Origin of the sequence: Pseudoalteromonas sp. T1lg22, assembly GCF_002964645.1 — a bacterium.
Taxonomy (GTDB): Bacteria; Pseudomonadota; Gammaproteobacteria; order Enterobacterales; family Alteromonadaceae; genus Pseudoalteromonas.
Window position 1 is genome coordinate 24,346 of the sequence record NZ_PQBY01000008.1, and the last position, 24,855, is coordinate 49,200.

At 50.7% G+C, this 24,855-nt stretch carries 26 protein-coding genes; 10 read left to right on the forward strand and 16 right to left on the reverse strand.

Annotated features, from left to right (window positions below; genetic code table 11):
• Positions 1 to 24 precede the first annotated feature (24 nt).
• The 3 genes from C2M24_RS05075 (at position 25) to C2M24_RS05085 (ending at position 2,029) form a co-directional block, all read left to right on the forward strand.
• A complete protein-coding gene (locus C2M24_RS05075; RefSeq protein ID WP_158683693.1) occupies positions 25 to 540 on the forward strand; it encodes a GNAT family N-acetyltransferase in 516 nt (171 codons plus the stop codon).
• A gap of 354 nt (positions 541 to 894) precedes the next feature.
• Positions 895 to 1,449, forward strand: coding sequence for a cytochrome b (locus C2M24_RS05080; protein ID WP_105199792.1), 555 nt, complete (start codon positions 895 to 897; stop codon positions 1,447 to 1,449).
• A 1-nt stretch (position 1,450) separates the two neighbouring features.
• Positions 1,451 to 2,029 (forward strand): YceI family protein, encoded by a 579-nt coding sequence (locus tag C2M24_RS05085; protein WP_267894362.1) that lies wholly within the window; start codon positions 1,451 to 1,453, stop codon positions 2,027 to 2,029.
• A gap of 17 nt (positions 2,030 to 2,046) precedes the next feature.
• Here the strand turns inward: C2M24_RS05085 and C2M24_RS05090 are convergent, their stop codons facing one another.
• The gene (locus C2M24_RS05090; protein ID WP_105213527.1) at positions 2,047 to 2,928 is read right to left on the reverse strand and encodes a TIGR02285 family protein; all 882 of its coding nucleotides are present in this window, start codon (positions 2,926 to 2,928) and stop codon (positions 2,047 to 2,049) included.
• Positions 2,929 to 3,138: 210 nt separating this feature from the next.
• Between C2M24_RS05090 and C2M24_RS05095 the strand changes: the two genes are divergently transcribed.
• The gene (locus C2M24_RS05095) at positions 3,139 to 4,329 is read left to right on the forward strand and encodes an isocitrate/isopropylmalate family dehydrogenase (RefSeq protein ID WP_105213528.1); all 1,191 of its coding nucleotides are present in this window, start codon (positions 3,139 to 3,141) and stop codon (positions 4,327 to 4,329) included.
• A 21-nt stretch (positions 4,330 to 4,350) separates the two neighbouring features.
• On the opposite strand, the gene C2M24_RS05100 is transcribed toward C2M24_RS05095, so the two are convergent.
• The 3 genes from C2M24_RS05100 to C2M24_RS05110 all read right to left on the reverse strand — a co-directional run bounded on the left by C2M24_RS05100 (position 4,351) and on the right by C2M24_RS05110 (position 7,240).
• A complete protein-coding gene (locus C2M24_RS05100; RefSeq protein WP_105213529.1) occupies positions 4,351 to 4,740 on the reverse strand; it encodes a hypothetical protein in 390 nt (129 codons plus the stop codon).
• Positions 4,741 to 4,855: 115 nt separating this feature from the next.
• Positions 4,856 to 5,788: a LysR family transcriptional regulator gene (locus C2M24_RS05105; protein WP_105213530.1), complete on the reverse strand. Its 933-nt coding sequence runs from the start codon at positions 5,786 to 5,788 to the stop codon at positions 4,856 to 4,858.
• A gap of 210 nt (positions 5,789 to 5,998) precedes the next feature.
• Positions 5,999 to 7,240: a DNA-binding protein gene (locus C2M24_RS05110; protein ID WP_105213531.1), complete on the reverse strand. Its 1,242-nt coding sequence runs from the start codon at positions 7,238 to 7,240 to the stop codon at positions 5,999 to 6,001.
• Positions 7,241 to 7,415: 175 nt separating this feature from the next.
• On the opposite strand from C2M24_RS05110, the gene C2M24_RS05115 reads away from it, so the two are divergent.
• Entirely contained in the window at positions 7,416 to 8,384 is a 969-nt protein-coding gene (locus C2M24_RS05115) for an NAD(P)H-quinone oxidoreductase (protein WP_105213532.1), read from the forward strand.
• Between the two features lie 51 nt (positions 8,385 to 8,435).
• Here C2M24_RS05115 and metG read toward each other — a convergent pair whose 3' ends face one another.
• Entirely contained in the window at positions 8,436 to 10,469 is a 2,034-nt protein-coding gene (metG, locus tag C2M24_RS05120; protein ID WP_105213533.1) for a methionine--tRNA ligase, read from the reverse strand.
• A gap of 168 nt (positions 10,470 to 10,637) precedes the next feature.
• Between metG and apbC the strand changes: the two genes are divergently transcribed.
• Both apbC and dcd read left to right on the forward strand, forming a co-directional pair.
• Positions 10,638 to 11,723 (forward strand): iron-sulfur cluster carrier protein ApbC, encoded by a 1,086-nt coding sequence (apbC, locus tag C2M24_RS05125; RefSeq protein ID WP_105213534.1) that lies wholly within the window; start codon positions 10,638 to 10,640, stop codon positions 11,721 to 11,723.
• 2 nt (positions 11,724 to 11,725) lie between these two features.
• Positions 11,726 to 12,316 carry a dCTP deaminase gene (dcd, locus tag C2M24_RS05130; protein WP_105213535.1) on the forward strand — a complete coding sequence of 197 codons (591 nt, stop codon included), beginning with the start codon at positions 11,726 to 11,728 and terminating at the stop codon, positions 12,314 to 12,316.
• 67 nt (positions 12,317 to 12,383) lie between these two features.
• Here the strand turns inward: dcd and C2M24_RS05135 are convergent, their stop codons facing one another.
• Positions 12,384 to 13,160, reverse strand: coding sequence for a CLCA_X family protein (locus tag C2M24_RS05135; RefSeq protein ID WP_105213536.1), 777 nt, complete (start codon positions 13,158 to 13,160; stop codon positions 12,384 to 12,386).
• Positions 13,157 to 13,738: a tRNA-uridine aminocarboxypropyltransferase gene (locus C2M24_RS05140; protein ID WP_105213537.1), complete on the reverse strand. Its 582-nt coding sequence runs from the start codon at positions 13,736 to 13,738 to the stop codon at positions 13,157 to 13,159. Before C2M24_RS05140 ends, C2M24_RS05135 begins: the two co-directional genes overlap by 4 nt.
• 115 nt (positions 13,739 to 13,853) lie before the next feature.
• Here C2M24_RS05140 and C2M24_RS05145 point away from each other — a divergent pair, with 115 nt between their 5' ends.
• The gene (locus tag C2M24_RS05145; protein WP_105213538.1) at positions 13,854 to 14,207 is read left to right on the forward strand and encodes an Hpt domain-containing protein; all 354 of its coding nucleotides are present in this window, start codon (positions 13,854 to 13,856) and stop codon (positions 14,205 to 14,207) included.
• A gap of 74 nt (positions 14,208 to 14,281) precedes the next feature.
• Positions 14,282 to 15,499, forward strand: coding sequence for a pyridoxal phosphate-dependent aminotransferase (locus C2M24_RS05150; protein ID WP_105213539.1), 1,218 nt, complete (start codon positions 14,282 to 14,284; stop codon positions 15,497 to 15,499).
• Between the two features lie 59 nt (positions 15,500 to 15,558).
• On the opposite strand, the gene C2M24_RS05155 is transcribed toward C2M24_RS05150, so the two are convergent.
• From C2M24_RS05155 to C2M24_RS05180, 6 genes are all read right to left on the reverse strand, one after another.
• Positions 15,559 to 16,233: a M15 family metallopeptidase gene (locus tag C2M24_RS05155; protein WP_105213540.1), complete on the reverse strand. Its 675-nt coding sequence runs from the start codon at positions 16,231 to 16,233 to the stop codon at positions 15,559 to 15,561.
• The gene (gene dapE, locus C2M24_RS05160; RefSeq protein ID WP_105213541.1) at positions 16,230 to 17,357 is read right to left on the reverse strand and encodes a succinyl-diaminopimelate desuccinylase; all 1,128 of its coding nucleotides are present in this window, start codon (positions 17,355 to 17,357) and stop codon (positions 16,230 to 16,232) included. The genes C2M24_RS05155 and dapE overlap by 4 nt, the downstream gene beginning before the upstream one ends.
• An 8-nt stretch (positions 17,358 to 17,365) precedes the next feature.
• The gene (locus C2M24_RS05165; RefSeq protein ID WP_105213542.1) at positions 17,366 to 17,713 is read right to left on the reverse strand and encodes an ArsC family reductase; all 348 of its coding nucleotides are present in this window, start codon (positions 17,711 to 17,713) and stop codon (positions 17,366 to 17,368) included.
• A gap of 176 nt (positions 17,714 to 17,889) precedes the next feature.
• Positions 17,890 to 18,273, reverse strand: a complete 384-nt coding sequence (locus tag C2M24_RS05170) for an ACT domain-containing protein (protein WP_105199808.1) — start codon at positions 18,271 to 18,273, stop codon at positions 17,890 to 17,892.
• 250 nt (positions 18,274 to 18,523) lie between these two features.
• Positions 18,524 to 20,674, reverse strand: a complete 2,151-nt coding sequence (gene pta, locus C2M24_RS05175) for a phosphate acetyltransferase (RefSeq protein WP_105199809.1) — start codon at positions 20,672 to 20,674, stop codon at positions 18,524 to 18,526.
• Positions 20,675 to 20,677: 3 nt separating this feature from the next.
• Entirely contained in the window at positions 20,678 to 21,877 is a 1,200-nt protein-coding gene (locus tag C2M24_RS05180) for an acetate kinase (RefSeq protein ID WP_105213543.1), read from the reverse strand.
• Positions 21,878 to 22,054: 177 nt separating this feature from the next.
• On the opposite strand from C2M24_RS05180, the gene yfbV reads away from it, so the two are divergent.
• Positions 22,055 to 22,501, forward strand: a complete 447-nt coding sequence (yfbV, locus tag C2M24_RS05185; RefSeq protein ID WP_105199811.1) for a terminus macrodomain insulation protein YfbV — start codon at positions 22,055 to 22,057, stop codon at positions 22,499 to 22,501.
• Here the strand turns inward: yfbV and rlmA are convergent.
• Genes rlmA through xthA form a run of 3 tightly spaced genes read right to left on the reverse strand, consistent with a single transcriptional unit; the run spans position 22,486 to position 24,736 of the window.
• The gene (gene rlmA / locus C2M24_RS05190) at positions 22,486 to 23,295 is read right to left on the reverse strand and encodes a 23S rRNA (guanine(745)-N(1))-methyltransferase (protein ID WP_105213544.1); all 810 of its coding nucleotides are present in this window, start codon (positions 23,293 to 23,295) and stop codon (positions 22,486 to 22,488) included. The genes yfbV and rlmA overlap by 16 nt on opposite strands.
• The gene (locus tag C2M24_RS05195) at positions 23,292 to 23,921 is read right to left on the reverse strand and encodes an energy-coupling factor ABC transporter permease (RefSeq protein WP_105199813.1); all 630 of its coding nucleotides are present in this window, start codon (positions 23,919 to 23,921) and stop codon (positions 23,292 to 23,294) included. The genes rlmA and C2M24_RS05195 overlap by 4 nt, the downstream gene beginning before the upstream one ends.
• 5 nt (positions 23,922 to 23,926) lie before the next feature.
• A complete protein-coding gene (gene xthA / locus C2M24_RS05200; RefSeq protein WP_105213545.1) occupies positions 23,927 to 24,736 on the reverse strand; it encodes an exodeoxyribonuclease III in 810 nt (269 codons plus the stop codon).
• Between the last annotated feature and the right edge of the window lie 119 nt (positions 24,737 to 24,855).

Genomic DNA, 24,855 nt, shown 5'->3' on the forward strand with positions numbered 1-24,855 from the left:
CTTTTTTGTTTTAGGGAGATGACAATGCAGCTAGATTCTTTTGAATCGTCAAGACTGATACACCAACCCTTACGCCAAGCGCATTGGCCGCTGTTTGTAGCGCTTCATCAAAATCAAGAAGTGATGCGCTATGTCGCCGACCTCCCGCAAATCACGCAGATCAGAGAGCGCTTTGACGCCCGGCTGGCATCAGGGGCAAAGGCTGATAGTTGGCGGGCCTGGGCGATACTTAACGAAAACGGCAAGGAGATAGGAGTAACCGGCTTTTTACCTCAAGGCGAGCACAGCGCCGAGCTGGGTTTTTTACTCTTGCCCGAGTATCAAGGCCGGGGTTATGGCCAGGAGTCATTACAAGCCTTACTGACCTATGGCGAGCGGCGTTTTGCAATTGCACAATATCGGGCTACGGTTACTGCAGGCAATCTGGCGTCGCGAGCACTGTTGCTTAAATGCGGCTTTACTCAGCTCGCCAGCGCCCGCAATGGCTATTGTATTGACGGTGTCGAGGTCGAGGACTGGCTGTTTCAACTAAGTTTGTAATTGTGCATATACGCACAGTGCATGGTGCCTAGGCGCCATGTTCACAAGGCAATGGCTGGGATAAGCTAGAGTAATAGGGTCTGTTTATCTTTGCGGTTTACTTTATGTTCGATCTAAACGCATTCTGATCACGACGATCGTTATGATGCATAGCACGCTATGTACATAGCGAGCAACACAGAGCAGGATGCGTTTAGATGAACCCGTAGGGCAGCGCTTGTAGCGCATTTCTACTGTGTTGTTACATGTTTATGTAGAATAACTACACCACACATGTGCCGCCTTGTATAAATACACTACAAACTGCTGCAGAAACGAACAACAAAGGTCAACAGACCCTAAGGAGTAAGAAGTATGTTGAATAATACTGAGCATGGTTATGGCTGGATGCACATTGCCTTGCATTGGTTGATGGCCATCGCCGTCTTTGGGCTTTTTGGCTTAGGCCTGTATATGGTCGAGTTAAGCTATTACGACAGCTGGTATAAAGGGTCGGTTGATTTGCATAAAAGCATAGGCCTGACCTTAGCAATGCTGTTGGTGCTGCGTTTGGTCTGGCGTTTAACTCAGGCGCGACCTCAGCCGGTGGACCGCAGCTTAATATGGCAAAATCGTTTTGCTCACTGGGTGCATATCATTTTGTACCTGATATTGGTGGTGATACTTATTTCTGGCTATCTTATATCTACGGCAGATGGCCGCGGTATTGAGGTTTTTTCCTTGTTTAGCGTTCCTTCGCTAGGGGAGTTTGTTGACAACCAAGAAGATATTGCTGGCATGGTGCACGAATACGCAGCCTGGAGCCTGGTTATTCTTGCTGGTTTACATGCCTTGGCGGCCCTTAAACACCATTTTATTAATCGCGATCATACCCTAGTGCGTATGTTGAAAGCGAAAAAAGGAGATTAATGTGAATAAAGCTCTAACTAAACTAACTCTGGCTGCAGCCATGATGGCCGCCAGTGGTGCTGCCAGCGCGGCGGATTATGTTATCGATACCCAAGGTGCCCATGCTTTTGTGAATTTCAAAATTCAACATCTTGGCTATAGCTGGTTACATGGCCGCTTTAACACTTTTTCTGGCGACTTCAGCTATGATGCGCAAAAGCCGAATGAGTCCAAAATCAAGGTGGTGATCGACACCGCTAGTATCGACTCAAATCATGCCGAGCGTGATAAACATTTGCGCAGCGGTGATTTCCTCAATGTGAAAAAACACCCAACGGCCACCTTTACTAGCACCAATATTGAGTTTACTGATGCTGATAATGCCAAGGTAAGCGGTGAATTCACCCTAAATGGCGTGACAAAACCTATCAGCTTTGATGTAACCAAGGTGGGAGAAGGTAAAGATCCTTGGGGTGGCTATCGCGCCGGCTTTAGCGGCCACACACGCTTTGCCCTAGCCGATTATGGCATAGAGCAAGACCTGGGGCCGGCCTCGACCCATGTGGAAATTGAACTGTCTATCGAAGGCGTGCGTCAATAACCTTCTTTCTCACACGCCTACAGCGCTTGTTGTAGGCGTGGTCTTAATGCCGTGGGCAACCATTGCAACATCACATCCTTGTAGGTATCGCTTGCCACCACCTGCTGCAGTGCCGGTGCCAATACTTTTAACTGTTGTTTTCCTAATTCATTGTTACTGCAGGCGATATAGCCATAGCTTAGGGCCGGTGCCTCGCTGATAGGGAAAATACTGAGTTGCTCATCTAAACCCATTTTCTCGCTTAGATATTGAAATTCGCTGGGATAACTTAGCAAGATATCGAGACGTTTTTTGGCCAGCATATAGGTGAGGCTGGCAAGCACATCGCGCCCGGGTCGAGTTGTTAACTGGGATTTAGGCACCTGGCCTATCACAGTATCCAGCTCATTGCCGTAGGAGCGTCCCATGGGCAGGCCTAAACGCAGATGATGCTCGCTCAGCAAATGGGTCAGAGACTGAGGTGCGCCCGGGGTTAAGCCCAGTTTTTGTGCCACTTCTTTGTGCATCACCAGAGCCGGTGATAAACCTATGGTGGAATACTGTTCGCTAAAGTGTAATTCAGAGCGTCGTTGCTCGGTTTTATACAGGGATAATAAACAATAGGTGCTTTGCTTATGGCGCAGCTCGGTCAATAAATGGCTGCTGGGGATGGCCATATATTTAAAGTCATACTCCGGCAACTGCTGTTGTAGTAAGTGGATCACTTGTTCATCGCGCCCTTGGCCGACATTGGTGCCATTGAAAATATAGTAGGGTTCGAAATCCAGGGTGAGCCAGGTAATGCTGTTGCCGTTTATCCCGTAAGCTGTGCTGGAAAGAAGCAGGGCGATCCCCAGGGTTAGACGTTGCCCAGGTCGCTGCCGAAAAGCTTGTTGTAAACCATGTCTTAGATACCGCATACAAGTTACCGCTAATACTAATCAACCTTTTGAGTCTAGCACCGCTATAATTTTAGACCCATGAAATATATATAAAAATGTAAATGTTAGGCCCAGCTATAATCTCCTTCCTGGCTATTAATATGATGAATAATCAATACGCTAGCCTGAAATTAGCCAAGTAACTAAGACCTTGGTATAACTTAAAAAAAAGTGACCAGGAGCGCCCTTATGACCCAGCAGCAAAGTTTAGCGGTCGCCTATATAGATGGTGATGGCATAGGCCCCGATGTGATGCCCTTGGTACGAGGGTTAGTGGATCTTGTACTCGAGCGCTGTTATGACGGCAGAAAGATAATTAGCTGGCAGCCGTTATTACTTGGCGAGCAGGCGGCCCGAGAGGGGGATGGTGAATGGTTCCCACAGGCCACCATATCAGCGCTGCGTGACCTTAAGGTAGCATTGAAAGGGCCCATGAGTAGTGCCATTGGCGGTGGTTTTCGCTCGCTTAACATTGCCCTGCGTGAAGAGCTGGATCTGTTTTGCAATATGCGGGTGATCAAGGCCTTACCCGGTTTACCTTCGCCGCTCAAAAATCCCGACGGCATAGATTTGGTGGTTTTTCGCGAATGCAGTGAAGATAGCTTTGCCAGTATCGAGCTGGCAGCCAATAGCCCGGATGCCGCACGTTTGATTGAGGTATTGGAGCAGGAGCTTGGCTACCATAGGCTACGCTTTGTCGATAACTGCGCTCTGGCCATTAAAAACTGCTCACAAGCGGCCACCGAGCGGCTGATAAAACAAGCCGCCGATTATGCCATTAGCCAGCGGCGAAAAAAAATCACCTTGGTGCATAAAAGTAATGCCTGGCAGCTCACCGAAGGCCAATTCCAACGCTGGGCGCTCGATTACCTGCGTAAAGATTATCAACTGACAGTAAGTGATTGTCAGCAGCACTATCTTTTGCCCGGTGCCGATGGCACTGAGATACAGGTTGAGCAGATGATGTTGGATCAGGTGATGCAGCGGCTGCCGCAGCAGGCTGGCAGTTTTGATGTGATGGTGTGCAATAACCTGGCAGGAGATCTTATCGCCGATTTAGCTGCGTCCCTGGTCGGTGGCGTGGGGATCATCCCGAGCGTCAATTGCAACCAGGAGCTGGCCTTGTTTGAGCCCAGTCACGGGCCGTTTCGGCGTATTGCCGGTAGCGGCCTGGCCAATCCCTGTGCCAGTGTTTGGGCGGCGGTCTTGATGTTAGAGCACTTGCAGTTGGACGTGGCGGCATCAAGCCTGTTTGCCGCTTTAACTGAGGTGGTTGCCAGCCATGAACAGCTGTTTCAACTTGATACGCGCAGTAGTCTCGAGCAGGGCGTACCCACAAAAGAGGTGATCGCCGCCATAATTAAGGCCTTGCCATGCTAAACAAAGCCTTGGTTGTTTTTGTTAAGCGGCAATCGCACCTTGGAGCAATTGGCGAGCACGTATGCGGGCGGCGTCCTTGCTGCCTAATCGCGGTGCCAGACCAAGTTCATCAAGCAGGATAAAAAGCATGGAGACCGGAATGGGGCAGTTGTTTTCATCAAGAATATCCGCTTGTGTGCTGTTGACACTGGCGGCATTCGGGTAGTGCTCGCGTAGCGCATCCAAGGTCACACTGTTGTCGCCACAGGCGCGGCAGCGGCCACCAAACTCATCGTTAAGCTGTGCCAAGGCTTGATAAAATTCTTCAAGGTTCATGGGCGAAGCACAGGCTTGCAGCTGAGTGCGAATAAATAGATCTAATTCGGTATTAATATGAATGCAGTCGTAGTGTTTGTATTGGCGTCTTAGCATGGGTGCCTCCATCGGCTTGTTGTTGCTATATATTTACCTTAGGGCCAAACACTCTATTAATGAAATGGATGATATCGATTTTTGGTATTGATGCTGTAAATTATCTGTTTGAGTCTTAGGTGTACCGCTGCAATTGTTGTCTTAGCCAAATATGGGCCGGGCTATGGTGCACTAATGGGCTCCAGAGCATGGATACGCCAATGGGGACTATGGGGAAGGGTACGGCGCACAGGGCCAAAGGCGCGTTGCTGGTGGCGATAATATGCTCCGCTAAGCGTCTCGGCAGGGTGGCTATTAGCTGCGAGTTAGCACAGAGTGAGGGGATCAGGCTGTGATGGCGGGCGTAGACGCGAATATTGCGACGCTCGCCCAGTTGCACCAGGGCTTGATCAACCCAGCCTAATTTTTGCGGCTCGCGGTTTTTTATCATCGGCTCTGGACCAAAACCGCTGCGGTTAAGCCAGACATGCGGGCTGGCCAGATAGGTTTCAAGATCCAGACGTTGTTGCAGCGGGTGCTGCTGTGCACTCAGGCAGCAATAGTTATCCCGCCACAGGGTGGCCTGATGAAATGAGGCGGGCATACGGGTAAAGCGATCGATGGCGATATCGACCTGACCATGCTCAAGCTCACTGAGGGTGACATCGCTGGGGTTAATGAGGTCGATATTAATGCCCTGATAGGCACTGAGCACCTCGCTAATAAAGGGCACGAGCAAGGAAGCCACCAAAAACTCATTGGCCATAATGCGAAAGGTATGTTCGCTGCTGCTTGGGTCAAAGTCTTGTTCTTGTGTGGTGATAGCCTGCGCCAGGGTCAGAAAGTGTTCTAACTGGGGCTGCAACGCCAGGGCTTTTTCGGTGCACATCATGACGCTGCCACTGCGAACCAATAAAGGGTCGCCAAACAGATCGCGCAGCCGTTTCAGGGCGTTACTCATGGCACTTTGTGTCAGTGCCAGCCGGTTTGCTGCCGCAGAGACGCTGCGCTCCTCGATAAGGATATGCAAATACACCAACAGATTGAGATCGACCTGACGTAAGTTCATGCTATAGACACAAAAAAATAGAGGTACCTAATACTCTATCCTAGCTGCTGGAATAAAGCTAACCACAGCAACGGCTTAAGGTATTTTCATTGCTGATAGTGATTATTCGCCGCTGCTTGGAATAGCAGAAAAAGGAAGTAAGGGGAGAAAAGTTGTGGTGATGGCAGAGGGCATAATTAGTTAAAAGGCGCCTACTCGGCGCCTTAGTCTTTATGCTCTTTGGGCTGAGCTCATGCCATCACCCATGTACTTTTTTGCTTCTTCGTCGTCCTCCGAACGCAAACGCTCAAGCTCGGCATGGGTTTCAGCCAGGCTTGATTCCAACTCGCTAAGACGGCTTTGCGCCAGGGTCGCACTTTTAGACAAGCGCTCCAGCGTTGAAGTTGAATTTTGCTTCAAGAAGGTGATTTGTTCGCCTAGGCGTTTATTCTCATCAATAATCCCCTGAGCTTCAGAGTCTTTATTCGCTAGGCGATCTTCAAGCTCTTTGATCTTTTGCTGGAATTGGTCGTTACTGGCGGTCAAACGTTCAATGGTGGACGCCGAGTTATTCTTTAAGAAACGCACCTGCTCATGCAGTTTTTCATTGTCCTGCTGTGCTTGTGTATGGGTTTCTTTAAGTTCTTGCAGCTCTTGAGTTTGCGCCTTGTTTTGCTCACGCAGCTGACGAATGTCTTCGCGCTGGCTCTCTTGGTGCTTGGCGGCAATGGCGCTTTGCTCTTTGAGCATGCTGTTTTCAGTCTTCATGCGCTCAACTAAAGGCTGTTGCTCTTCTAACTGCTGTTGCAAACGTTCGATTTGCACGTCGATATCAGATTTTTCCTGCTCTAGCTGGTTGTGCTTATGCGCAAGCTCGTCACGTTGCTGCAGTAATTCATCACGCTCCTGGGCTAGGGCCGCATAATCATTATCGAAGTTATCGATACGCTGTTTCAGAGTCGCAATTTTTTGTTCGTTTTCTGACTGGGCTTCTTCAAGTTGCTGTTCAACGCCGGCCAATTGATTTTTATGCTGCTCTAATTCGGCAGCTTGCGTATCAATTTGCTCCTGACGAGCGGCAATCTTGTCATTTAATTCTTCATTTTGCTGGGATAGTTTCTGATATTGCTGCTGCAAGTTATCCAGGCTTTGCACCGCGAGTTGCTCGGCCTGAACCATTTCTTCTAGCCGTGCCTGTACCGGGGCGAGCTGGGCATTGGCAAAAGCCTGAGACTGTGCCCTGAAGGCTTGCACAAATTGTTCTGAAAACTCAACTTCCATATCGCTTACCTTGGCTGGCTGCTCTGTATCTTGTGGACGAGCGGAGCGGTCTTCGCTGCGCCATTGGCGGTAATGTTCAAGCACGCTAGAGCGTTCTCCGTTAACACGTTGTAATAAAACTTCCAGTGTGATTGGCGTACCGGCGCGATGTAACTCATCACAAACGGTTTTAATTTCATTATATTGAGTCATCAATCTATCCTCCCAGCAGATTTTTTAGGATAGCATTAAAACTGCGGCTGAGCAGAAATTCTAATAAAAATATTCTAGTTAATTTCTCAGCAGCGGCTCATAATTACTATTTTAGTTGTAGTTCTATCCTAACAGGTACTACCTCAATCATACTACGACAATTTGGTATTACACAATGCTAACAATTGATTTAAATGAAAATAAACAGCTAGTTATAGTTGAGTCAGCAAGGGTTCAGGCAAAAAAAGAGCAATTACTGATAAAAGTGCGTGCTGCGGGCGTTAATCGCGCCGATTTATTGCAGCGTCAGGGTCATTATCCGCCACCTCCCGGGGACAGCCCCACTTTAGGCTTAGAAGTGTGTGGTGAAGTGGTCGCCCTAGGTGAAGGAGCCGACAATAAATGGCTGGGTCAACAGGTGATGGCGCTTTGTGCTGGCGGCGGTTATGGTCAGTTTGTGGCCGTGGATCAGGGTCACTGTCTGACGCTTCCTTCTAATTTTAGCGCCTTGGAAGGGGCGGGCTTCTGTGAGGTGTTTTTAACCGCCTATGATGCTCTGCGCCAGTATCCTGGGTTCGGCGCCGGGCACACCCTCTTGGTTCATGGTGGCGCCAGTGGCGTTGGCACTGCTGCGATCAAGTTGGCCAAGTATTTTGGTGGCAAGGTGGTGGTCACTGTGGGTAATGAGCAAAAACGCCAGGCTTGCTTGCAACTTGGTGCTGATGTGGCGATAAACTATCGTCAAAACGATTGGTGGGAACAAATGCGCGCCGAGGGTTTGAATGCCGACTTGGTGATAGATCCGGTTGCCGGTGACTATCTTAATGCCAATCTTAAGGTTTTGGCTCAGGACGGCAAAATCGTCATTTTAGCCATGCTCGGCGGGCGTTATTGTCAACAATTGGATATCGCCAGGGTATTACAAAAGCGTGCATCCATAATCGGCTCTACCTTGCGTAATCGCAGCAGCGAGTATAAAACGGTTTTGGCTAAGGAGCTGCATCAAAGGTGCGAAGCGGGCATGCTCAGTGGTGAGTTAACGCCTGTGATCGACTCGGTTTACCCTTGGAGGGATGCGGATCAAGCCCATCAGCGTTTGGCGCAAAACGCTAATATAGGCAAGGTGATCTTGGTGCATAAATAGAAAAGGCCAGCATTATGCTGGCCTTTAATCTTGCACTGACTGGTGAGGAGTTTACATCACTCGCATACCTGGCTTGGCGCCGTCATGAGGTTCCAGCAGATAGATTTCATCCTTGCCAGGGCCTGCCGCAAGCACCATGCCTTCAGAAAGACCAAAGCGCATCTTACGCGGCTTCAGGTTGGCAACCATCACAGTTAGTTTGCCAATCAGCTGCTCTGGGCTGTACGCAGATTTAATGCCGGAAAATACCTGACGTTGCTGACCACCCAGATCCAGGGTGAGCTTAAGCAGCTTATCGGCACCTTCAACATGCTCGGCATTGGCGATGAGGGCTACGCGCAGGTCTACCTTGGCAAAGTCATCAAACTCGATCTCATCCGCCAGCGGATCTTTTTTCAACTCGCCGTTGTCGGCTACTTGCTCTAGTGCTTGGCTTTGTGGCGCCAGGCTTTCTTTCGATTCATCAACCATGGTATTAACCTTATCCATTTCAACACGCTGCATCAGCGCTTTAAATTTGTTGATAGGCTGACCCAATAGCGGCTTATCGACACCACCCCATGCCAGCTCATCGTTTAAGAAGTCGCTAACATTGGCGGCCATGCCCGGTAAAATTGGGCGCAAATAAGTCATCAGGATACGGAACAGATTTAAGCCAACGCTGCATACCTCATGGGCTTGCTGCGCGGTGTCTTCGCTTTTAGCCAGAACCCAAGGCGCTTGCGCATCTATGTATTGATTGGCTTTATCGGCCAGAGCCATAATGGTGCGTACCGCACGACCAAATTCACGGTTTTCATAGTGCTCGGCGATGGTGTCTTTGGCCGCCGCAAACTCGGCCAACAGGGCCGGCTCGGCATTGGTGTCACTTAGCTTGCCATCGAACTTTTTAGTGATAAAACCGGCACAGCGGCTGGCGATATTGACCACCTTACCGACAAGATCTGAGTTAACGCGCTGGGCGAAATCTTCCAGGTTTAAATCCAAATCGGTAATGCCACCGCTTAGTTTCGCGGCAAAGTAATAACGCAAGTATTCAGGGTCGAGATGATCCAGGTAAGTACGAGCCTTAATAAAGGTGCCTTTTGACTTAGACATCTTGGCGCCATTGACGGTTACAAAACCATGGGCGAAGACATTGGTCGGCTTTCTAAAACCGGCGCCTTCAAGCATGGCCGGCCAAAACAGGCTGTGGAAGTAAATAATGTCTTTACCGATAAAGTGATACAGCTCAGCGTCGGAATCTTCGCGCCAAAAGGCATCAAAGTCGATACCGTTTTTATCACACAGGTTTTTAAAGCTGGCCATATAGCCGATAGGGGCATCCAACCACACATAGAAGTATTTACCCGGAGCACCTGGAATTTCAAAACCAAAATAAGGGGCGTCGCGGCTGATATCCCACTGCTGCAGGCCATCGGCAAACCACTCGTCTAGCTTGTTGGCCATTTCTTCTTGAATACTGCCCGAGTGCAGCCAGCCTTTAAGCATGCCTTCAAAGGCAGGCAGGTCGAAGAAATAATGCTCCGAGTCGCGCAGCACTGGGGTGGCGCCTGACATCGCAGAGCGTGGTGATTTTAGTTCGGTCGGCGAGTAGGTGGCGCCACAGACATCACAGCTGTCGCCGTTTTGGTCTTCTGCATCACAGCTTGGACAGGTGCCGGTTACGAAGCGATCCGGTAGGAAGATTTGCTTTTCCGGGTCGAACAACTGCGAGATGGTGCGCTTTTTAATATAGCCACCGTCGTTAAGGCGGTTATAAATAAGTTCGCTTAGCGCCTTATTCTCATCCGAGTGGGTGCTGTGGTAGTTATCAAACTCGATATTAAAATCGGCAAAGTCACGTTGGCGTTCAACGCTAACCTTGGCAACCATTTCCTCAGGGCTGATCCCTTGCTTCTGTGCGTTAAGCATGATCGGCGTGCCGTGGGCATCGTCCGCACACACATAATAGGTTTCATGTCCTTGGGACTTTTGAAAGCGAGCCCAAATATCGGTTTGAATGTACTCAAGCATGTGGCCCAGGTGTGTAGGACCGTTTGCATAAGGCAGGGCGCTTGTAATGAGAATTTTTCTCTTTGCCATAAGGTGCTTATTCCATCTCAGATAGGCTCACCCAGATCATCGACTCAAGGCGCTGTAGCGCGATGAAGTTTCGTTGCCTAGGGTGAATAGACTGGTGTTAATGCCCTGAATGTTACATAATTTGGCGGCACATTTCATTACGCTTCTTTAATTATTTATGCAGTTACTATGTTTGGATTAGGCTCAGGTAAAAAACCCTCTTTGTTTTCAAAACGCCGGGGTTCACAATGGCAGGAAGAATATAGACAACATCTGGGTCGCTATCGTAGCGCCGCCTTTCCCGTAGGGGTGCCAGAGACCGCGGTACAGGCCAGCAGTGAGCAAGGTTTATGCAGGCTTGTTATGCCCTTCGCCTGTGCCCAGGAAGCGCCGGAACTCGGTGCTTTTCTAAGCGAGCAATTGAGCCGCCAGATACAGGTGGACATTGAAGTGCAGTTGCCGGAAAAACCGCGTTTTGCCAACATTAAACACATTATTATGGTGGCCTCCGGCAAAGGTGGTGTGGGTAAATCAACCTGTGCCGTCAATTTGGCCATGGCACTGCGCCATGAAGGTGCCCGAGTCGGCATCCTTGACGCCGATATTTATGGTCCTTCTATTCCCTTATTGCTGGGTCTGCAAGGTCAGAAACCTCAGGCCAAAGATGAGAAAACCCTGCTGCCCATGGAAGCCCATGGTCTCAAGGCCCAGTCTATCGGCTTTTTAGTGGACCCGGACGATGCCACCGTATGGCGCGGGCCAATGGCATCCCAGGCCCTGGTACAACTGTTGAATGAGACCCAGTGGGGCGAGCTGGATTATCTGATTGTCGATATGCCACCGGGTACCGGCGATATTCAGCTGACCATGTCGCAAAAGGTACCGGCATCGGGAGCTGTGATCATCACCACACCCCAGGATTTAGCCCTGGCCGACGCGAAAAAAGGGGTGGCCATGTTCAATAAAGTGAGCGTGCCCATTATTGGTTTGATGGAAAACATGAGTCAATTCCAATGCCCCCATTGTGGCGAGTCGAGCCATATTTTCGGTGTCGATGGTGCGCTACAGCTATCCCAGCGCTATGGCGTGCCTATTTTGGCGCAATTACCGCTGGCGATGGAAATTCGTCAGTGCTCCGAACAAGGCGGTGACCTGAGCGACGACTATCAGGATATGGCTGCCTATTTTGCCGCGGCGGCGCGCCTATGCGCCAGTCAGCTTTATTATCAACAAGGCGCTCAGCAGGGCGTAGACATTATTATAACGGACGACTAACCATGCGTTTATCAGATACCCATATAAAAGAATACCTAAACGCTCAGCGCATCGTGATCACTCCGCAGCCCGACGAGCAGATGATCTCAGGCGTCAGCGTCGATTTGCGTTTGGGTAATAAATTTCGCGTGTTTCAGGATCACTGCGCGCCGTATGTAGACTTAAGCGGCCCTAAAGAGCAGCTTAACGCGGCGATGGAGTCCATTATGAGCGATGAAATCGTCATCAAAGAGGGCGATGCGTTTTTCCTGCACCCGGGCGAGCTGGCCTTGGCCATTACCTATGAATCTGTGACCTTGCCGGCTGATATCGTCGGCTGGCTCGACGGTCGCTCGTCATTGGCCCGTTTGGGTTTGATGGTGCATGTGACCGCGCACCGCATCGACCCGGGCTGGAGCGGCAATATCGTGCTTGAGTTCTATAATTCCGGCAAGCTGCCACTGGCGCTGCGCCCGAATATGAAAATCGGTGCGCTGAGCTTTGAAACCCTTTCAAGCCCGGCGGAAAAGCCCTATAACGCTCGCGCCGATGCCAAATACAAGGGGCAAAACAGTGCCCTGGCAAGTCGCATTGGCGATGAAGGCCAGCAATAAGTCAGCCTAAAGCTTAGGTCTTTACCTTTACTATGTATACCGCCCTGATCTTCGGGGCGGTTTATTTTTATCCGAGCGATTGCCCTAAAAGCGCAAAATATTCCCGAAAACACGGCGCCAGCTTTGCCGCCTCCTCCTCATTAGGGTAAGCGCCCAGCTTTGCCAACTCCCCCTGCTTGGTACCACTGACCAAATACTGGTTTTTTATCTCGGCATTTTGCACATAGTGCTCAAATGCGCGAGCGCTCAGCTCTTCTGGCATGGCCAGGTAATATTGACCGGCACTGGCATCAAGTAGAGCACAGCGCTTTAAATAGGCGGAGCTATCTGTGCGCTGCTCGTTTAACAGGATGTGCTCTAAGAGCTGTAACAGGGGTTGATTAAGCCGGTGTGGATTATAGTCATCCCGGGTCAGCCAGAGTTTGCTGGCAAACGCACGCTGGGATGTTGGCCCGGTAAATAAAAAACGACTGATGTAATGATCAAACGCATGCCACCATTCATGGGCAAAGGCGCCACTGCCGGCGTTTTTCGCCAAGGCCAGGGTGCGGGTGCTGCTTTGGTAGTGGGCTTGGACCCCAAGGCGGCCGCCCTGAGCAAAGGCCAGGGTTAAGGTTTGACGCAGGCCAATGACTTGCGGGGGAACGGCCAGTATTTGGGTGAGATCCGCTAAGGCATCATAAACCAGGTTCGCCGCTCTTTGGCGCTCTTCGTTATTGACCCAGCGCCCCACACTGATGGCACGCAGGCCAAAGGTGGTACGTACTTCACAGAAATCCACATCCACGCCAAAGCGATAATCCGGACCACGGCGGTACTTGTGGTCCATAAGCGACGAGGTCATTTTTGATAACGCTGCTTAACGGCGGCGGGCATCTGCTTGGTTTGCATGGTGATAAAACCATCAAGCAAGTGCAGCAAGGGGTGAGTGTCGAGCCCTTCTAATTGCGCCAAACAATAGGCGCTGGCCTCAAGCGTTGACAGGCTTTGCTCACGGTTGGCCTTGCGAATATGGTAGCGATTGGCAGGAACCTGGGCAAAACTCAGCGCCTTCAGCTTATGCAGCCAAGGGTTTTGTTGCCATAACCTATGCACCTTACTCCAGGTGCCATCGAGGACAATAATATGCTCAATGGGGGCGGTGCATTGCTCCACCGGCTCCGCTGTGTCAGTGGGATATAAGAGCGCACAGGCTTTATCGGCAATGGCGCGCACTTCGGAAAAATCCTCAGGGTGCTCGCCCACACACAGCTGCATATTGGTCAAACCTAGTTGCAACAAGGGGGTGGTGCTTTTGGCCTGCTTTTGTTCATGAGGATGTTGTAAAACCCAAAGCTTAATGCGGTTGTTTACCTTGGTGACAAAGGGGCAAACACAGCTGCTGGGTGGGTAATGACAGTGAGAACAAAGAAGGCGAGCCATAGTGACAGAGGGTTTTACTGATATATGGCGTTATTGTACTGGTTTTAGCTATTTGCTCCAAGTTGCGCATTTGCTATCCTCGGGCTGGACACTGAAGACCAAAGGAAAAGGCAGTATGGATATAAAAATTGATGAATCGGCCTTGATGGCGATGCATGATTTACTCGGCGAGCATTTCGATGAGATCTTAGTATTTTGTTTCAGTGAATTCAGCCGCCTACATAGTGCCTTTCAAGAAGCGCTGGGCAGTGAGCAAAGCGATGCCATTCGCAATATCCATAGTTTAAAATCCAACGCCGCCCAATTTGGCGCCGTCACCTTGGCGGATACGGCGCGCCTCATAGAGCATGGTTTGAGCCAGGGTGACCATCAAGCATTACAGGCGCAAATCGATGCGCTTCCCAGTGTCATAGAGCAAAGTATTGTGCTGATCAAACAGTGGCAACAACAAATTGAAATTAATTCATAGATAAGGGCATTTCGCATATAGCTATTTCCCTCTTGTGCCGATAATCTAACGGTAATAATCATAAGGGGGAAGGCATGTCAGAAATATTAAAAAGTCAGAAGTTACATGGGGTTTGCTACGATATTCGTGGACCCGTGTTGGCTGCAGCCAAGGCCATGGAAGATGAAGGGCAAAAGGTACTTAAGCTTAACATCGGTAATCCTGCGGCCTTCGGCTTTGATATGCCCGAAGACATGCTTAAAGATATTATCCGCAACCTCAGCTCGGCGCAGGGCTATTGCGACTCCAAGGGTCTGTATTCGGCGCGAGTGGCGGTTTATCAGCACTATCAACAGCGCGGTTTGCATAACCTCAGCATAGACAATATTTTTATCGGCAATGGTGTCAGTGAGCTTATCCAAATGGTCACCCAGGCACTGGTGAATAATGACGATGAAATCCTCATCCCGGCGCCGGATTATCCCCTGTGGAGCGCTTGTGTCACCCTGGCCGGCGGTAAGGCGGTGCATTATCGCTGTGACGAGCAGCAGGACTGGTTCCCGGATATCGAGGATATTCGCAGCAAAATCACCTCCAGAACCAAGGCCCTGGTGCTTATTAACCCGAATAACCCAACCGGTGCTGTGTACAGCAACGACCTCTTGCTTGAGTTAATCACTTTGGCTCGCGAACATAATTTACTGTTATTGAGCGATGAGATTTACGAAAAGATTCTTTATGACGGAACCAATCATAGTTCCATCGCCTCCTTGTGCGACGATGTACCTGTGATCACCTTTAACGGCTTGGCGAAAACCTATCGCGCCGCTGGCCTGCGCATCGGCTGGATGGTATTGAGCGGACCCACGCAGCGCATGAGCGATCTGATTCAGGGCTTAGACATGCTGGCCTCCATGCGTTTATGTGCCAATGTGCCGGCCCAATACGCGGTGCAACAGGCTTTGGGTGGGGTGCAGTCCATCGATGCGCTAATCGAACCCGGCGGTCGTTTATACGAGCAGCGCAATATTGCCTGGAAGGGATTGAACGATATTCAGGGAGTTAGTTGTGTGAAGCCACAGGGCGCGCTTTATGCCTTTGCCAAGGTGGATACCAAGCGCTTTAATATCACCAATGATGAAACCATGGTGCTTGATCTGCTGAGACAGGAAAAAATCCTCTTGGTGCATGGCCGCGGTTTTAACTGGCCGGAGCCGGATCACTTCCGTGTTGTATTTCTGCCTCATAAGGATGAGTTGGAACCGGCGATGCAGCGCTTAGGTCGCTTCTTTGAGCGTTATAACCAAGAGTAGAAAGCTAGAATTTAAGAAAAGCAGCACACTGGCGCTGCTTTTTGCTATTTATGAAGTCTTTATTCTGGGTCGCAGAGTGTAAGTACGTAGCGTTCATAGAGCTCATCAAGGTGAGCAATCATCACTTCTTTCCCTGCCACCTCAGATTCAATCAGCGCATCGGCTATGGTGCCCGGGTGTTGCCAGTTTTGTAATGTCTCGGCACTGGCTATATGGCTGATATGCCAGGGCTCGGCGGCAACACCGCCCTGATATTTTAGATAGGGGCGATAAAAGCCAAACTTCTGCAGATGCTCCCTTAGCCAGAGGTTAAGGTTGGCAAAGGGGCCGGTGTCGGCATACTCATCCGGGCTTAGCTGCAATTGATAATCCTCGGCTACCACACTTGGGTCCCAGACATCGAAATCACTGCCGAAGTGATGGCGGCTGGCACCCGGCAGCGCCGAGTAAAGCATAATGGCATGCAGGCGATCCAATGGTGACAGGCTAGTCAGGTCAACCACTTGCTGCTGGGCATCAAAAACGGGGCGCACTCCCAGATACTTGTTATTCCAAATCATCGCCTGGCGGGAAAAGGAGCGAAACGCCGAGGCGATACGCAAGTCAATGCCATCGGCTTGAGCGCCTTGTTGCAGGCGCTGGAAGTCTGCCAGTGCTTCCCGGTTGAGGCTATGGCCTTGCCAGTCACACAAGTGTTCTTCACTGCGCCCGGTGGCGCACAAGGCGAGCCTCATGTGAGCAGCCGCCTTAGGATCCCTTCGTAGATCAGCGCCAGTTTTTCCAGGTCATCACAACTGACACATTCATCGACCTGATGAATGGTGGCGTTACGCGGGCCTAGTTCAATCACTTTAGCACCTGTGGGAGCAATAAAGCGGCCATCTGAGGTGCCGCCACTGGTTTGCAGCTCGGCCTGATAGCCCATTTGCTCTTCAATGGCACCTTGTACCGCTGCGGTTAACTCGCCGGGCTCGGTGATAAAGGGTTGGCCGTTGTGCGTCCAATCGAGGTCGTAATTAACCTTATGCTCACCTAGCAGGGCCACTACGCGGGATTTAATCTGCTCGGCGGTCAATTCTGTGCTATAGCGAAAGTTAAATTGTACCTCCAGCTCGCCAGGGATCACATTCCCCGCGCCCGTACCGGCATTGATATTGGAAATTTGCATGCTGGTGGCAGGGAAAAATTCGTTGCCCTTATCCCATTTTTCCTGACACAGGGCCTGTAAAAAGCCACTGGCCTGGTGCACCGGGTTATCGGCCAGATGAGGATAGGCGACATGACCTTGTTTACCCTTAACGGTCAAATACGCGGTGAGTGAGCCACGGCGGCCATTTTTAACTACATCGCCGAGCTTGTCGGTGGAAGAGGGCTCGCCGACAATGCACATATCGATTTTCTCGTTGCGCGCTTCCAGGGTGTCAATCACCCTTGTGGTGCCGTTGATAAAGGGGCCTTCTTCATCCGAGGTGATCAAAAAGGAAATTGATCCCTTATGTTCGGGATGCTTGGCAACAAAACGCTCGGTCGCCACCACCATGGCGGCAAGGGAGCCCTTCATGTCGGCGGCGCCGCGACCATGCAAATAGCCCTCATGCTCGGTGGCGGCAAATGGCTCAAAGCGCCATTTTTTTTCATCGCCCACGGGCACTACATCGGTATGGCCGGCAAAGCACACATTGGGCTTGCCCTGACCCTTGCGCGACCAGGTGTTAAGGGTATCGATGAAAAACATAGGCTCGTTGGTAAAGCCTATTTTTGCCAGACGCTCGGCGATAACATGCTGACAGCCTTCGTCTTTTGGGGTTACCGAAGGACGGCGGATCAAGTCTTTAGCCAAGTCAATGACTGCGCTCATAGTCTTTCCTATGCAAAAATGGCGTCGTATTCCGCCGCCTTAAAGCCAATTAAATGATGCTCGTCGGTGCGCAGAATTGGGCGTTTGATTAAGGCAGGTGATTCCAGCATCAAGGTCATGGCCAGTTCCTTATCCAGCTGCTGCTTTTGCTCGTCGCTGAGCTGGCGGTAAGTGGTGCCGCGTTTATTAACCATGGCTTCCCAGCCGAACAGGGCTTCAAGTTCAGTAAGTAGCGCTAAATCCAGGCCCTGTTTGCGGTAGTCATGGAATTGGTAATCTACATTATTATTTTCTAAATGTTTTTTTGCTTTTTTAATGGTATCGCAGTTGCTGATACCGTACATAATAGTGGTCATAATCTGTCTGTAGCTTTAGTTGCCGATAAAGAGTAAGGATTCATTGGCCGCAACCTGTTGATAGCAAGAGCAAATCAGCGGCGACGGCGCGAGATTAATGATCATGATAGCGGCCAAGGGCGCAGATTTAAACTGCCGCAGGTCGAAATAAGCAATTTCTTCGCAGCGCCTATGTTTTATGAACGTACGTTATAACCTTCTTTTTTTAACGAGTTCACGGCGTTTTTAGCCTCTATGCCTTTAACCAGGATGTAATCCGTATCAAAGGTGGAAATGGCAAAGATGGAGATATTCGCCCGGGCCAGAACCCCGGAGATATTTGATAAGATGCCGGTAAGGGAAAAGCCCAGTGGCCCCAGTACCTCAAGTGCCACCCAACCTGGCTCCTGTTCCAGACTATCAAGCGCGATATCACTGATACAGACGATGGACAGCTCTTCGGCGGTTTTACCAACAAAGTAGACCTCGCTTTGAAAAATAATACTGGGGATGGCAGCGGAGCTGTCGAAGCTGTGAATGGTAAATTCATGTGGGAGTAATTGAAGCGTTTGTTTGGCCATACCGTTCCCCTTGGGTTAAGTACAAGTTATACCCAATAAGGGCAATTTAATCCAATGCAAGTTGCTCACAATTGCTGTGGATAAGTTTGGGGGTAGGGTGGTCGGTAAGTTGTATCTATTTGAAATTGTTTAAATTATCTTGTTTGGTTGTTTATTGATCAACACCCGGTTGGTTGTTGCTAATAACGAAATAAACAGGGTGCCCCCGAAGGTGCACCCTTGTGATTATGTGGCTAACATAAGCGAGCAATTAGGCTTCGGCCTGATCCGCCTGAATTGCGGTCAGGGCTATGGTGTAGACAATATCATCCACCAAGGCACCGCGGCTAAGATCGTTGACCGGTTTACGCATGCCCTGCAGCATAGGCCCTATGCTGACCAAATCGGCACTACGTTGTACCGCCTTATAGGTGGTGTTGCCCGTGTTCAAATCAGGGAAGATAAACACGGTTGCCTGACCGGCGACCGGACTGTTCGGCGCCTTTTTACGGGCCACATTCTCCATGATCGCAGCATCGTATTGCAGCGGCCCGTCGATGATCAGATCAGGGCGCTTTTGCTTAGCCAGCTCAGTGGCTTCGCGTACCTTTTCAACATCGGCACCGGCGCCTGAACTGCCTGTACTATAGCTGATCATCGCCACCCGAGGCTCAATACCAAAAGCGCTGGCAGAGTCGGCGGATTGAATGGCAATGTCCGCCAATTGGGCGGCGGTTGGATCTGGGTTAATAGCGCAGTCCCCATATACCAGCACCTGATCCGGTAGCAACATAAAGAAGACAGATGAAACCAGGGACGAGCCCGGCGCGGTTTTGATCAACTGCAGTGGCGGGCGAATGGTATTGGCCGTGGTGTTAACAGCGCCTGATACCAATCCATCTACCTGGCCTTGGGCTAACATCATGGTGCCCAGCACCACATTGTCCTTTAGCATTTCTTCGGCTACCACTTCGGTCAGACCCTTGCTCTTACGCAGCTCCACCATGGGCGCCACATAGTCGCGACGGATCTGCTCCGGGTCGACAAGATGCATGCGCTCATTTAGCTCAACCCCTTGTTGTTCGGCTATGCGGGTGATCTCCGCTGGGTCGCCTAGTAACACGGTATTGGCAATGCCACGCTCGCCACAAATCGCCGCCGCTTTTATGGTGCGCGGCTCTTCGCCCTCTGGCAGCACTATGGTTTTATCGGCGCGACGGGCCTTGTCTGTTAACAAATAACGAAATGCCGGAGGCGACAGCTTACGGGTTTTTTGCGATTGCTGCGCCAGGCTATCAAGCCAGTCGGAGTCGATAAAGGTGGCCTGGTGTGACTTTACCTTATCGACTCGCTGCTCATCATCACAGGGGACTTCTAAGTTGAAGTTGTGCAGCAGCAAGGAAGTGCGCCAGGTATCGTGCTCAGTAGCAAGAATAGGCAATCCGGTTTGCTCCATGGCCTGGTGGCAGAGCTCCATAATGCGCGGCTCTGGGTTAATTCCGCCAGTCAGTAAGATGGCGCCTATCTTGGTACCGTTCATGGCCGACAGGCAGCCAGCGACTAACACATCGGAGCGATCGCCCGGTGTCACCAGCAGCACACCGGGAGTGATATGGTTGAGCAGGTTAGACACGGTGCGCGCACAGAAGGTTACCCGGCGAAGACGACGGTGCAGCAGATCGCCCTGGTGGATAATGCGGGCATCCAGGTAGTTGGCTAGGTCAATAACACGAGGCGCTACCAGCTCAAAATCCCAAGGGATGGTGCCAAGGAGTTGGAACGGATGCTTGCGAAATAGCGGCATAGACGCCAGGCGGTTCACTTCGTTATCCAGTAAATCCGGATTGAACTGCTCCACCAGGTCGGCCCGGGCACGGCCTTGCTCATCAAGCGGGGCATTAACCTTGTTAAAAATACAGCCCAAGACTCGTGGGTGGGCAATGCCCCCATAGTTGCCGGCGGCGATTTCCAACTTGTCTTCAAGCTCTTCCACCGTGTCGTTGCTCGGGGTCAGCACAAAAACGATATCGGCGCCCAGAGTCTGTGCAATTTCACGGTTAACACGCCCGGCATAGGGCTGGTTACGGGTTGGTACCATGCCTTCGATAATGGTGATTTCATCGTCATTTATACCACTTTCAAAGCGCTCAACGATTTCTTCGAGCAAGGTGTTACCATGGCCATCGCCGATCATTTTTTCTGCATAGGCGAGGGAAATAGGCTCGGGCGGATTAATGCTAGAACCAATTTTAACTATGGCGGTGGACTTTTCCGGGCCACATTCACCACGGCGCGGTTGGGCTATGGGTTTGAAGAAGTTGACCTTCAGGGCTTTTTGCTCCAGTGCCCGTACCAAACCCACAGAGACCGAGGTCAGTCCCACACCGGTGGACACAGGGATAAGCATAATACGTCTAGACATGATTTAGGCTCCTTTAGCCAGACGCGCAGCGTCCTGACAGATCATCCATTCTTCATTGGTCGGTACCACCATGGCGGTCAGTGGGCTGTTAACACTGGTGATCACGCCACTTTTGCCAAAACGGGCGGCGAGGTTGCGTTGCTCGTCAATTTGCCAACCGAGGAAGCTCAGATGCGCAAGTACCTTGGCACGAATAATATCTGAGTTTTCACCTATGCCGCCGGTAAAGATGAGGGCATCTAAACCATTTAACGGTACTAGGTAAGCGGCAATTTGCTTGGCCAGACGATAGCAGAAGATATCCAGCGCCAAGGTCGCCTGCTCATGCCCCTCTAAATAGGCTTCTTCTATGGTGCGACAGTCATTGGACAGTTCGCTAATGCCTAGCAAGCCGCTTTGCTGATTCAACATGGTGTTGACCTCGGCGACCGAGTACCCAAGCTGGCTGGTAAGGAAGTCGAATAAACCCGGGTCGATATCGCCGCTGCGAGTACCCATAACCACGCCTTCAAGCGGAGTCAGGCCCATGCTGGTATCGACGCTGGCACCATTTTTAATGGCGCACACAGAGCAACCGTTGCCCAGGTGGGCGGTGATCAAGCGATGATTGTCCGCAGCTAACCCGAGCGCCTCAACGGCCTGGGTTGAGACATAATGATGGCTGGTGCCATGGAAGCCGTAACGGCGTACACCGTGTTCTTTATATAAAGAATAAGGGAGCGCATATAAAAACGCGTGTTTTGGCATGCTTTGGTGGAAAGCGGTATCAAACACGGCCACCTGCACCAGTTCAGGAAATGCTGCTTGCGCTGCCTGAATACCGGTCAGGTTGGCAGGGTTATGCAGTGGTGCTAATTGGGCGGTCTGGGTAATGGCGTCAAGCACGTCCGGGGTGATCAACTGGGAGCCGGTAAACTGCTCACCGCCGTGCACTACACGGTGGCCAACGGCGATTAAATCTTTAGCTAGATCATATTGGTGGATCAGCGTGACTAGGGTGTCGATGGCGATTTTGTGATCGGCACCGGCGGGTAAAGCGTTTTGCTCTTTGTTGCCGGCGAATTTATACTTTAAGGAGGCGTCGTCGTTATGAAGGCGCTCAGCTAAGCCACTTAACAGTTCATCGCCGCTGCTGGCGTCGATAACTGCGAATTTTAGGCTTGAGCTGCCGCAATTTAAAACTAGGACGTGTTGTACAGACATTTGGTAGACCCGTGGTTGAAAATCAGAAATTAAACCCCACGTTTACCTAAAGTAATAGCTTTTAACCTGGTCATAATAACTATGACCAAGGGCTACATTTAGACTAAGGTATTATTGCAGTGGGACCGACTATTTTACCTTATTATTGCTACTAAGCGATAGTTGTAAGGGGCGTAAATGCAAAACAGTATGATGACACAAATTCAGCAAGGGCATAGCTACGCCAAACTCTGGCCGCTGCGCCGTGAATTGGCGCCCATGTTTGTGGAAAATCGGATTATCAGTGCCACCTTGTTTGCCATTAAGGTGATGCCGTTGCTGGCGCTCACCAGCCTGGTGGTGCAATTACAATTACTGGGTCAGCATTATCTGGGGCCGGCGCTGGCCTGCGCCTTATTAATTCTCTCCCTGCCGGTGCAAGGTCTGCTGTGGCTTGCGAAGCGAGCCTCCTCGCCGCTGCCACCTGCTTATGCGCATTGGTATAAAGAGCTGTATACGAAAATGGTGGCCCAGGGCTATCGTGGTGCTCCGGCCAAGGCCAAGCCGCGATATCGCGAACTGGCCCTGCTACTTAAGGATATGTTCGATAAAATGGACAAGGCCTTTCGTCAGGATATCTTCTGAAATTCGCTGAGGTAAAACTCGGCTTGCACCTTAAATTCTGCTCTTGCTGCAAGCTGTGCCAACTGCTCGACACTGAACTTCCAGGCAAAGGGGGTCATCAAGGCCAAATCTCTTGCTTGTTCACCTGTGAGGGTGAGGGTACGGCTCAGTAGTTGCTCGGCGCTGCGAGTAAAGCCTGTGGGCGTGTCTAGCTGTTGATGCTCGCGCACTTCATTATAGATAATCTCTTTTAGCTCGGCTAAATGCTTGGGGCCGGGCGAAGCCACCACCAGATATCCCTGTGGCGTCAATAGGCGGGCGCTTTCTTCGGCAAAGATGGGGGCAAATACACTGGTCACCACGGAAGCAGAGCCTGCACTCAGGGGGATCTGCTTGCTTGAGGCCACCGCAAATTCGCAGTTGCTATAGCGTTTGGCGCCATAGCGTATAGCGGGTTTGGCAATATCTATGCCGTACACCTGTCCCCGGTGCTCTAGCTGGTTTGCCAGCTCATGGGTGTAGTAGCCTTCACCGCAGCCCATGTCTATCACCCCCGTCTCGCTTTGGTGTAAAGCAGCAACACGTTCGGCTAACGCCTGGCGCAGAAACTGATAATGGCCGGCGGATAGAAAACGGCGTCTGGCTTGCACCATGTCCTGGTTATCGCCGGGTTGTTTTGATTTCTTATATTGCACCGGTAATAAATTGATATAGCCTTCTTTGGCGTAATCGAATTGGTGGCCGGTGTCACAGCTTAGGCTGTTACCCTGACGGGTTAAGGGCTGTTGGCATAAGGGGCAGCAATAAGCACTCATGGTGCAAGGTATTCCTTATCGTAAAAGGTGCGCACCCAGTGCGGGCGGTAGATCACCAGCAGGGTCATGGCCATGCCGGTGAGCATGGCTTCGGGGAACCAGATAAGCGCACTTAAAATCACATAGTTATCCATCAGCATAGACCATTCATAGGTGCCGATAGCCCAGTAATAGAGCGCACCGACAAAGATCTTCAGGCAATTGGCCAACGCCGCACAGAGAAAACTACAGATGAAGATATAGATAAATAAATGACGTGGCAGCAGGTTATAAACCAGCACAAAAACGCCATAGCTAAAGTAAATGGGAATAAGTGCAGTGGTGATAGCAAACACCGCAGCGTTTTCCCAAGGTATGGTTGAAAAGCTCGTAAGCAAGGCGGTGGCAAGCACAGCCGCCAGGCTGGCTAAACGCCAACCTAAGATCAAGGTCACCGCGGTAATGCCGAGAATATGTATATCTAGGCCCGGGACTATCCCCGCCTTAATGCGCCACAGCATTGCCAACACCAGGGCACAGGCAAACAGACCGGTTTGTCTTGCCGGACGTTGCCACAGACCGCTCACACTGGCTTTATCCAGGGTGAAAAACAGTATGAGTAAGACGGCAATAAAGCTTACGAGCATGGCAATTAGCCCTCGAAGGTACTCCAGACAGGGGCGTGATCCGAAGGTTTTTCGATGCCGCGCAGTTCATAGTCTATGCCGCTTTCCGCCAAGGATTGCGCCAAGGCAGGAGTGGCCAGAATAACGTCGATACGCAGGCCGCGGTTGTCATCAAAGCCCTTGGAGCGGTAGTCGAACCAGGAATATTTGTCGTCAGTATCCGGGTGCAGTTGTCTAAAGGTATCCACCAGACCCCAATTTGTGAGGGTGGCCAGCCATTGTCTTTCTTCCGGCTGGAAGGAGCATTTACCAGTTTTTAGCCAGCGCTTTTTGTTGGCCTCACCGATGCCGATATCCAGATCGATTGGCGAAATATTAATATCACCCATTACCACTAACTTGCTGTCTGGGCTGTATTGAGAATTTAGCTCGGCCATCAGATCGCTGTAAAACTGACGCTTATAAGGGAACTTGGTCTCATGGTTGATGTTATCGCCCTGGGGGAAATAACCATTAAGCACGGTGACATCTTCCCCCTGAGCATTTTCCACTGTCACCGCTATCATGCGCTTTTGGTGCTCATCGGTGTCGGTGGAGAAGCCTTTTTTAACCATTTTGGCCGGCTGCTTGGTCAGCATGGCGACGCCGTAATGGGCTTTTTGACCATGGAAATACACGTGATAACCCATGGCCTCGACGTCAGCGACGGGGAACATTTCATCATGCACCTTGATTTCCTGTAAGCCGATCACATCCGGTTGATGCTTGTCGATAAGTGCTTGAAGTTGATGAAGGCGAGCGCGTAAGCCATTAATATTGAAAGAGATTATTTTCATTGGCGATAAATGATGAAAGTTATTATAAGTAGGGCGTCAGTGTAGCATTTTGCTCTCTTAGAAGGAATCGCCAGAGCCAGGCACAGGGCGCTTTTTAACGCCCCGTGCCGTGAATCAAT

Excerpts from the sequence above, each read along its gene's own strand:
- C2M24_RS05075 (WP_158683693.1), top strand. The coding sequence starts at position 25 with ATGCAGCTAGATTCTTTTGAATCGTCAAGACTGATACACCAACCCTTA.
- C2M24_RS05080 (WP_105199792.1), top strand. The coding sequence starts at position 895 with ATGTTGAATAATACTGAGCATGGTTATGGCTGGATGCACATTGCCTTG.
- C2M24_RS05090 (WP_105213527.1), bottom strand. The coding sequence starts at position 2,928 with ATGCGGTATCTAAGACATGGTTTACAACAAGCTTTTCGGCAGCGACCT.
- C2M24_RS05095 (WP_105213528.1), top strand. The coding sequence starts at position 3,139 with ATGACCCAGCAGCAAAGTTTAGCGGTCGCCTATATAGATGGTGATGGC.
- C2M24_RS05100 (WP_105213529.1), bottom strand. The coding sequence starts at position 4,740 with ATGCTAAGACGCCAATACAAACACTACGACTGCATTCATATTAATACC.
- C2M24_RS05105 (WP_105213530.1), bottom strand. The coding sequence starts at position 5,788 with ATGAACTTACGTCAGGTCGATCTCAATCTGTTGGTGTATTTGCATATC.
- C2M24_RS05110 (WP_105213531.1), bottom strand. The coding sequence starts at position 7,240 with ATGACTCAATATAATGAAATTAAAACCGTTTGTGATGAGTTACATCGC.
- C2M24_RS05115 (WP_105213532.1), top strand. The coding sequence starts at position 7,416 with ATGCTAACAATTGATTTAAATGAAAATAAACAGCTAGTTATAGTTGAG.
- metG (WP_105213533.1), bottom strand. The coding sequence starts at position 10,469 with ATGGCAAAGAGAAAAATTCTCATTACAAGCGCCCTGCCTTATGCAAAC.
- apbC (WP_105213534.1), top strand. The coding sequence starts at position 10,638 with ATGTTTGGATTAGGCTCAGGTAAAAAACCCTCTTTGTTTTCAAAACGC.
- dcd (WP_105213535.1), top strand. The coding sequence starts at position 11,726 with ATGCGTTTATCAGATACCCATATAAAAGAATACCTAAACGCTCAGCGC.
- C2M24_RS05135 (WP_105213536.1), bottom strand. The coding sequence starts at position 13,160 with ATGACCTCGTCGCTTATGGACCACAAGTACCGCCGTGGTCCGGATTAT.
- C2M24_RS05140 (WP_105213537.1), bottom strand. The coding sequence starts at position 13,738 with ATGGCTCGCCTTCTTTGTTCTCACTGTCATTACCCACCCAGCAGCTGT.
- C2M24_RS05145 (WP_105213538.1), top strand. The coding sequence starts at position 13,854 with ATGGATATAAAAATTGATGAATCGGCCTTGATGGCGATGCATGATTTA.
- C2M24_RS05150 (WP_105213539.1), top strand. The coding sequence starts at position 14,282 with ATGTCAGAAATATTAAAAAGTCAGAAGTTACATGGGGTTTGCTACGAT.
- C2M24_RS05155 (WP_105213540.1), bottom strand. The coding sequence starts at position 16,233 with ATGAGGCTCGCCTTGTGCGCCACCGGGCGCAGTGAAGAACACTTGTGT.
- dapE (WP_105213541.1), bottom strand. The coding sequence starts at position 17,357 with ATGAGCGCAGTCATTGACTTGGCTAAAGACTTGATCCGCCGTCCTTCG.
- C2M24_RS05165 (WP_105213542.1), bottom strand. The coding sequence starts at position 17,713 with ATGACCACTATTATGTACGGTATCAGCAACTGCGATACCATTAAAAAA.
- C2M24_RS05170 (WP_105199808.1), bottom strand. The coding sequence starts at position 18,273 with ATGGCCAAACAAACGCTTCAATTACTCCCACATGAATTTACCATTCAC.
- pta (WP_105199809.1), bottom strand. The coding sequence starts at position 20,674 with ATGTCTAGACGTATTATGCTTATCCCTGTGTCCACCGGTGTGGGACTG.
- C2M24_RS05180 (WP_105213543.1), bottom strand. The coding sequence starts at position 21,877 with ATGTCTGTACAACACGTCCTAGTTTTAAATTGCGGCAGCTCAAGCCTA.
- yfbV (WP_105199811.1), top strand. The coding sequence starts at position 22,055 with ATGCAAAACAGTATGATGACACAAATTCAGCAAGGGCATAGCTACGCC.
- rlmA (WP_105213544.1), bottom strand. The coding sequence starts at position 23,295 with ATGAGTGCTTATTGCTGCCCCTTATGCCAACAGCCCTTAACCCGTCAG.
- C2M24_RS05195 (WP_105199813.1), bottom strand. The coding sequence starts at position 23,921 with ATGCTCGTAAGCTTTATTGCCGTCTTACTCATACTGTTTTTCACCCTG.
- xthA (WP_105213545.1), bottom strand. The coding sequence starts at position 24,736 with ATGAAAATAATCTCTTTCAATATTAATGGCTTACGCGCTCGCCTTCAT.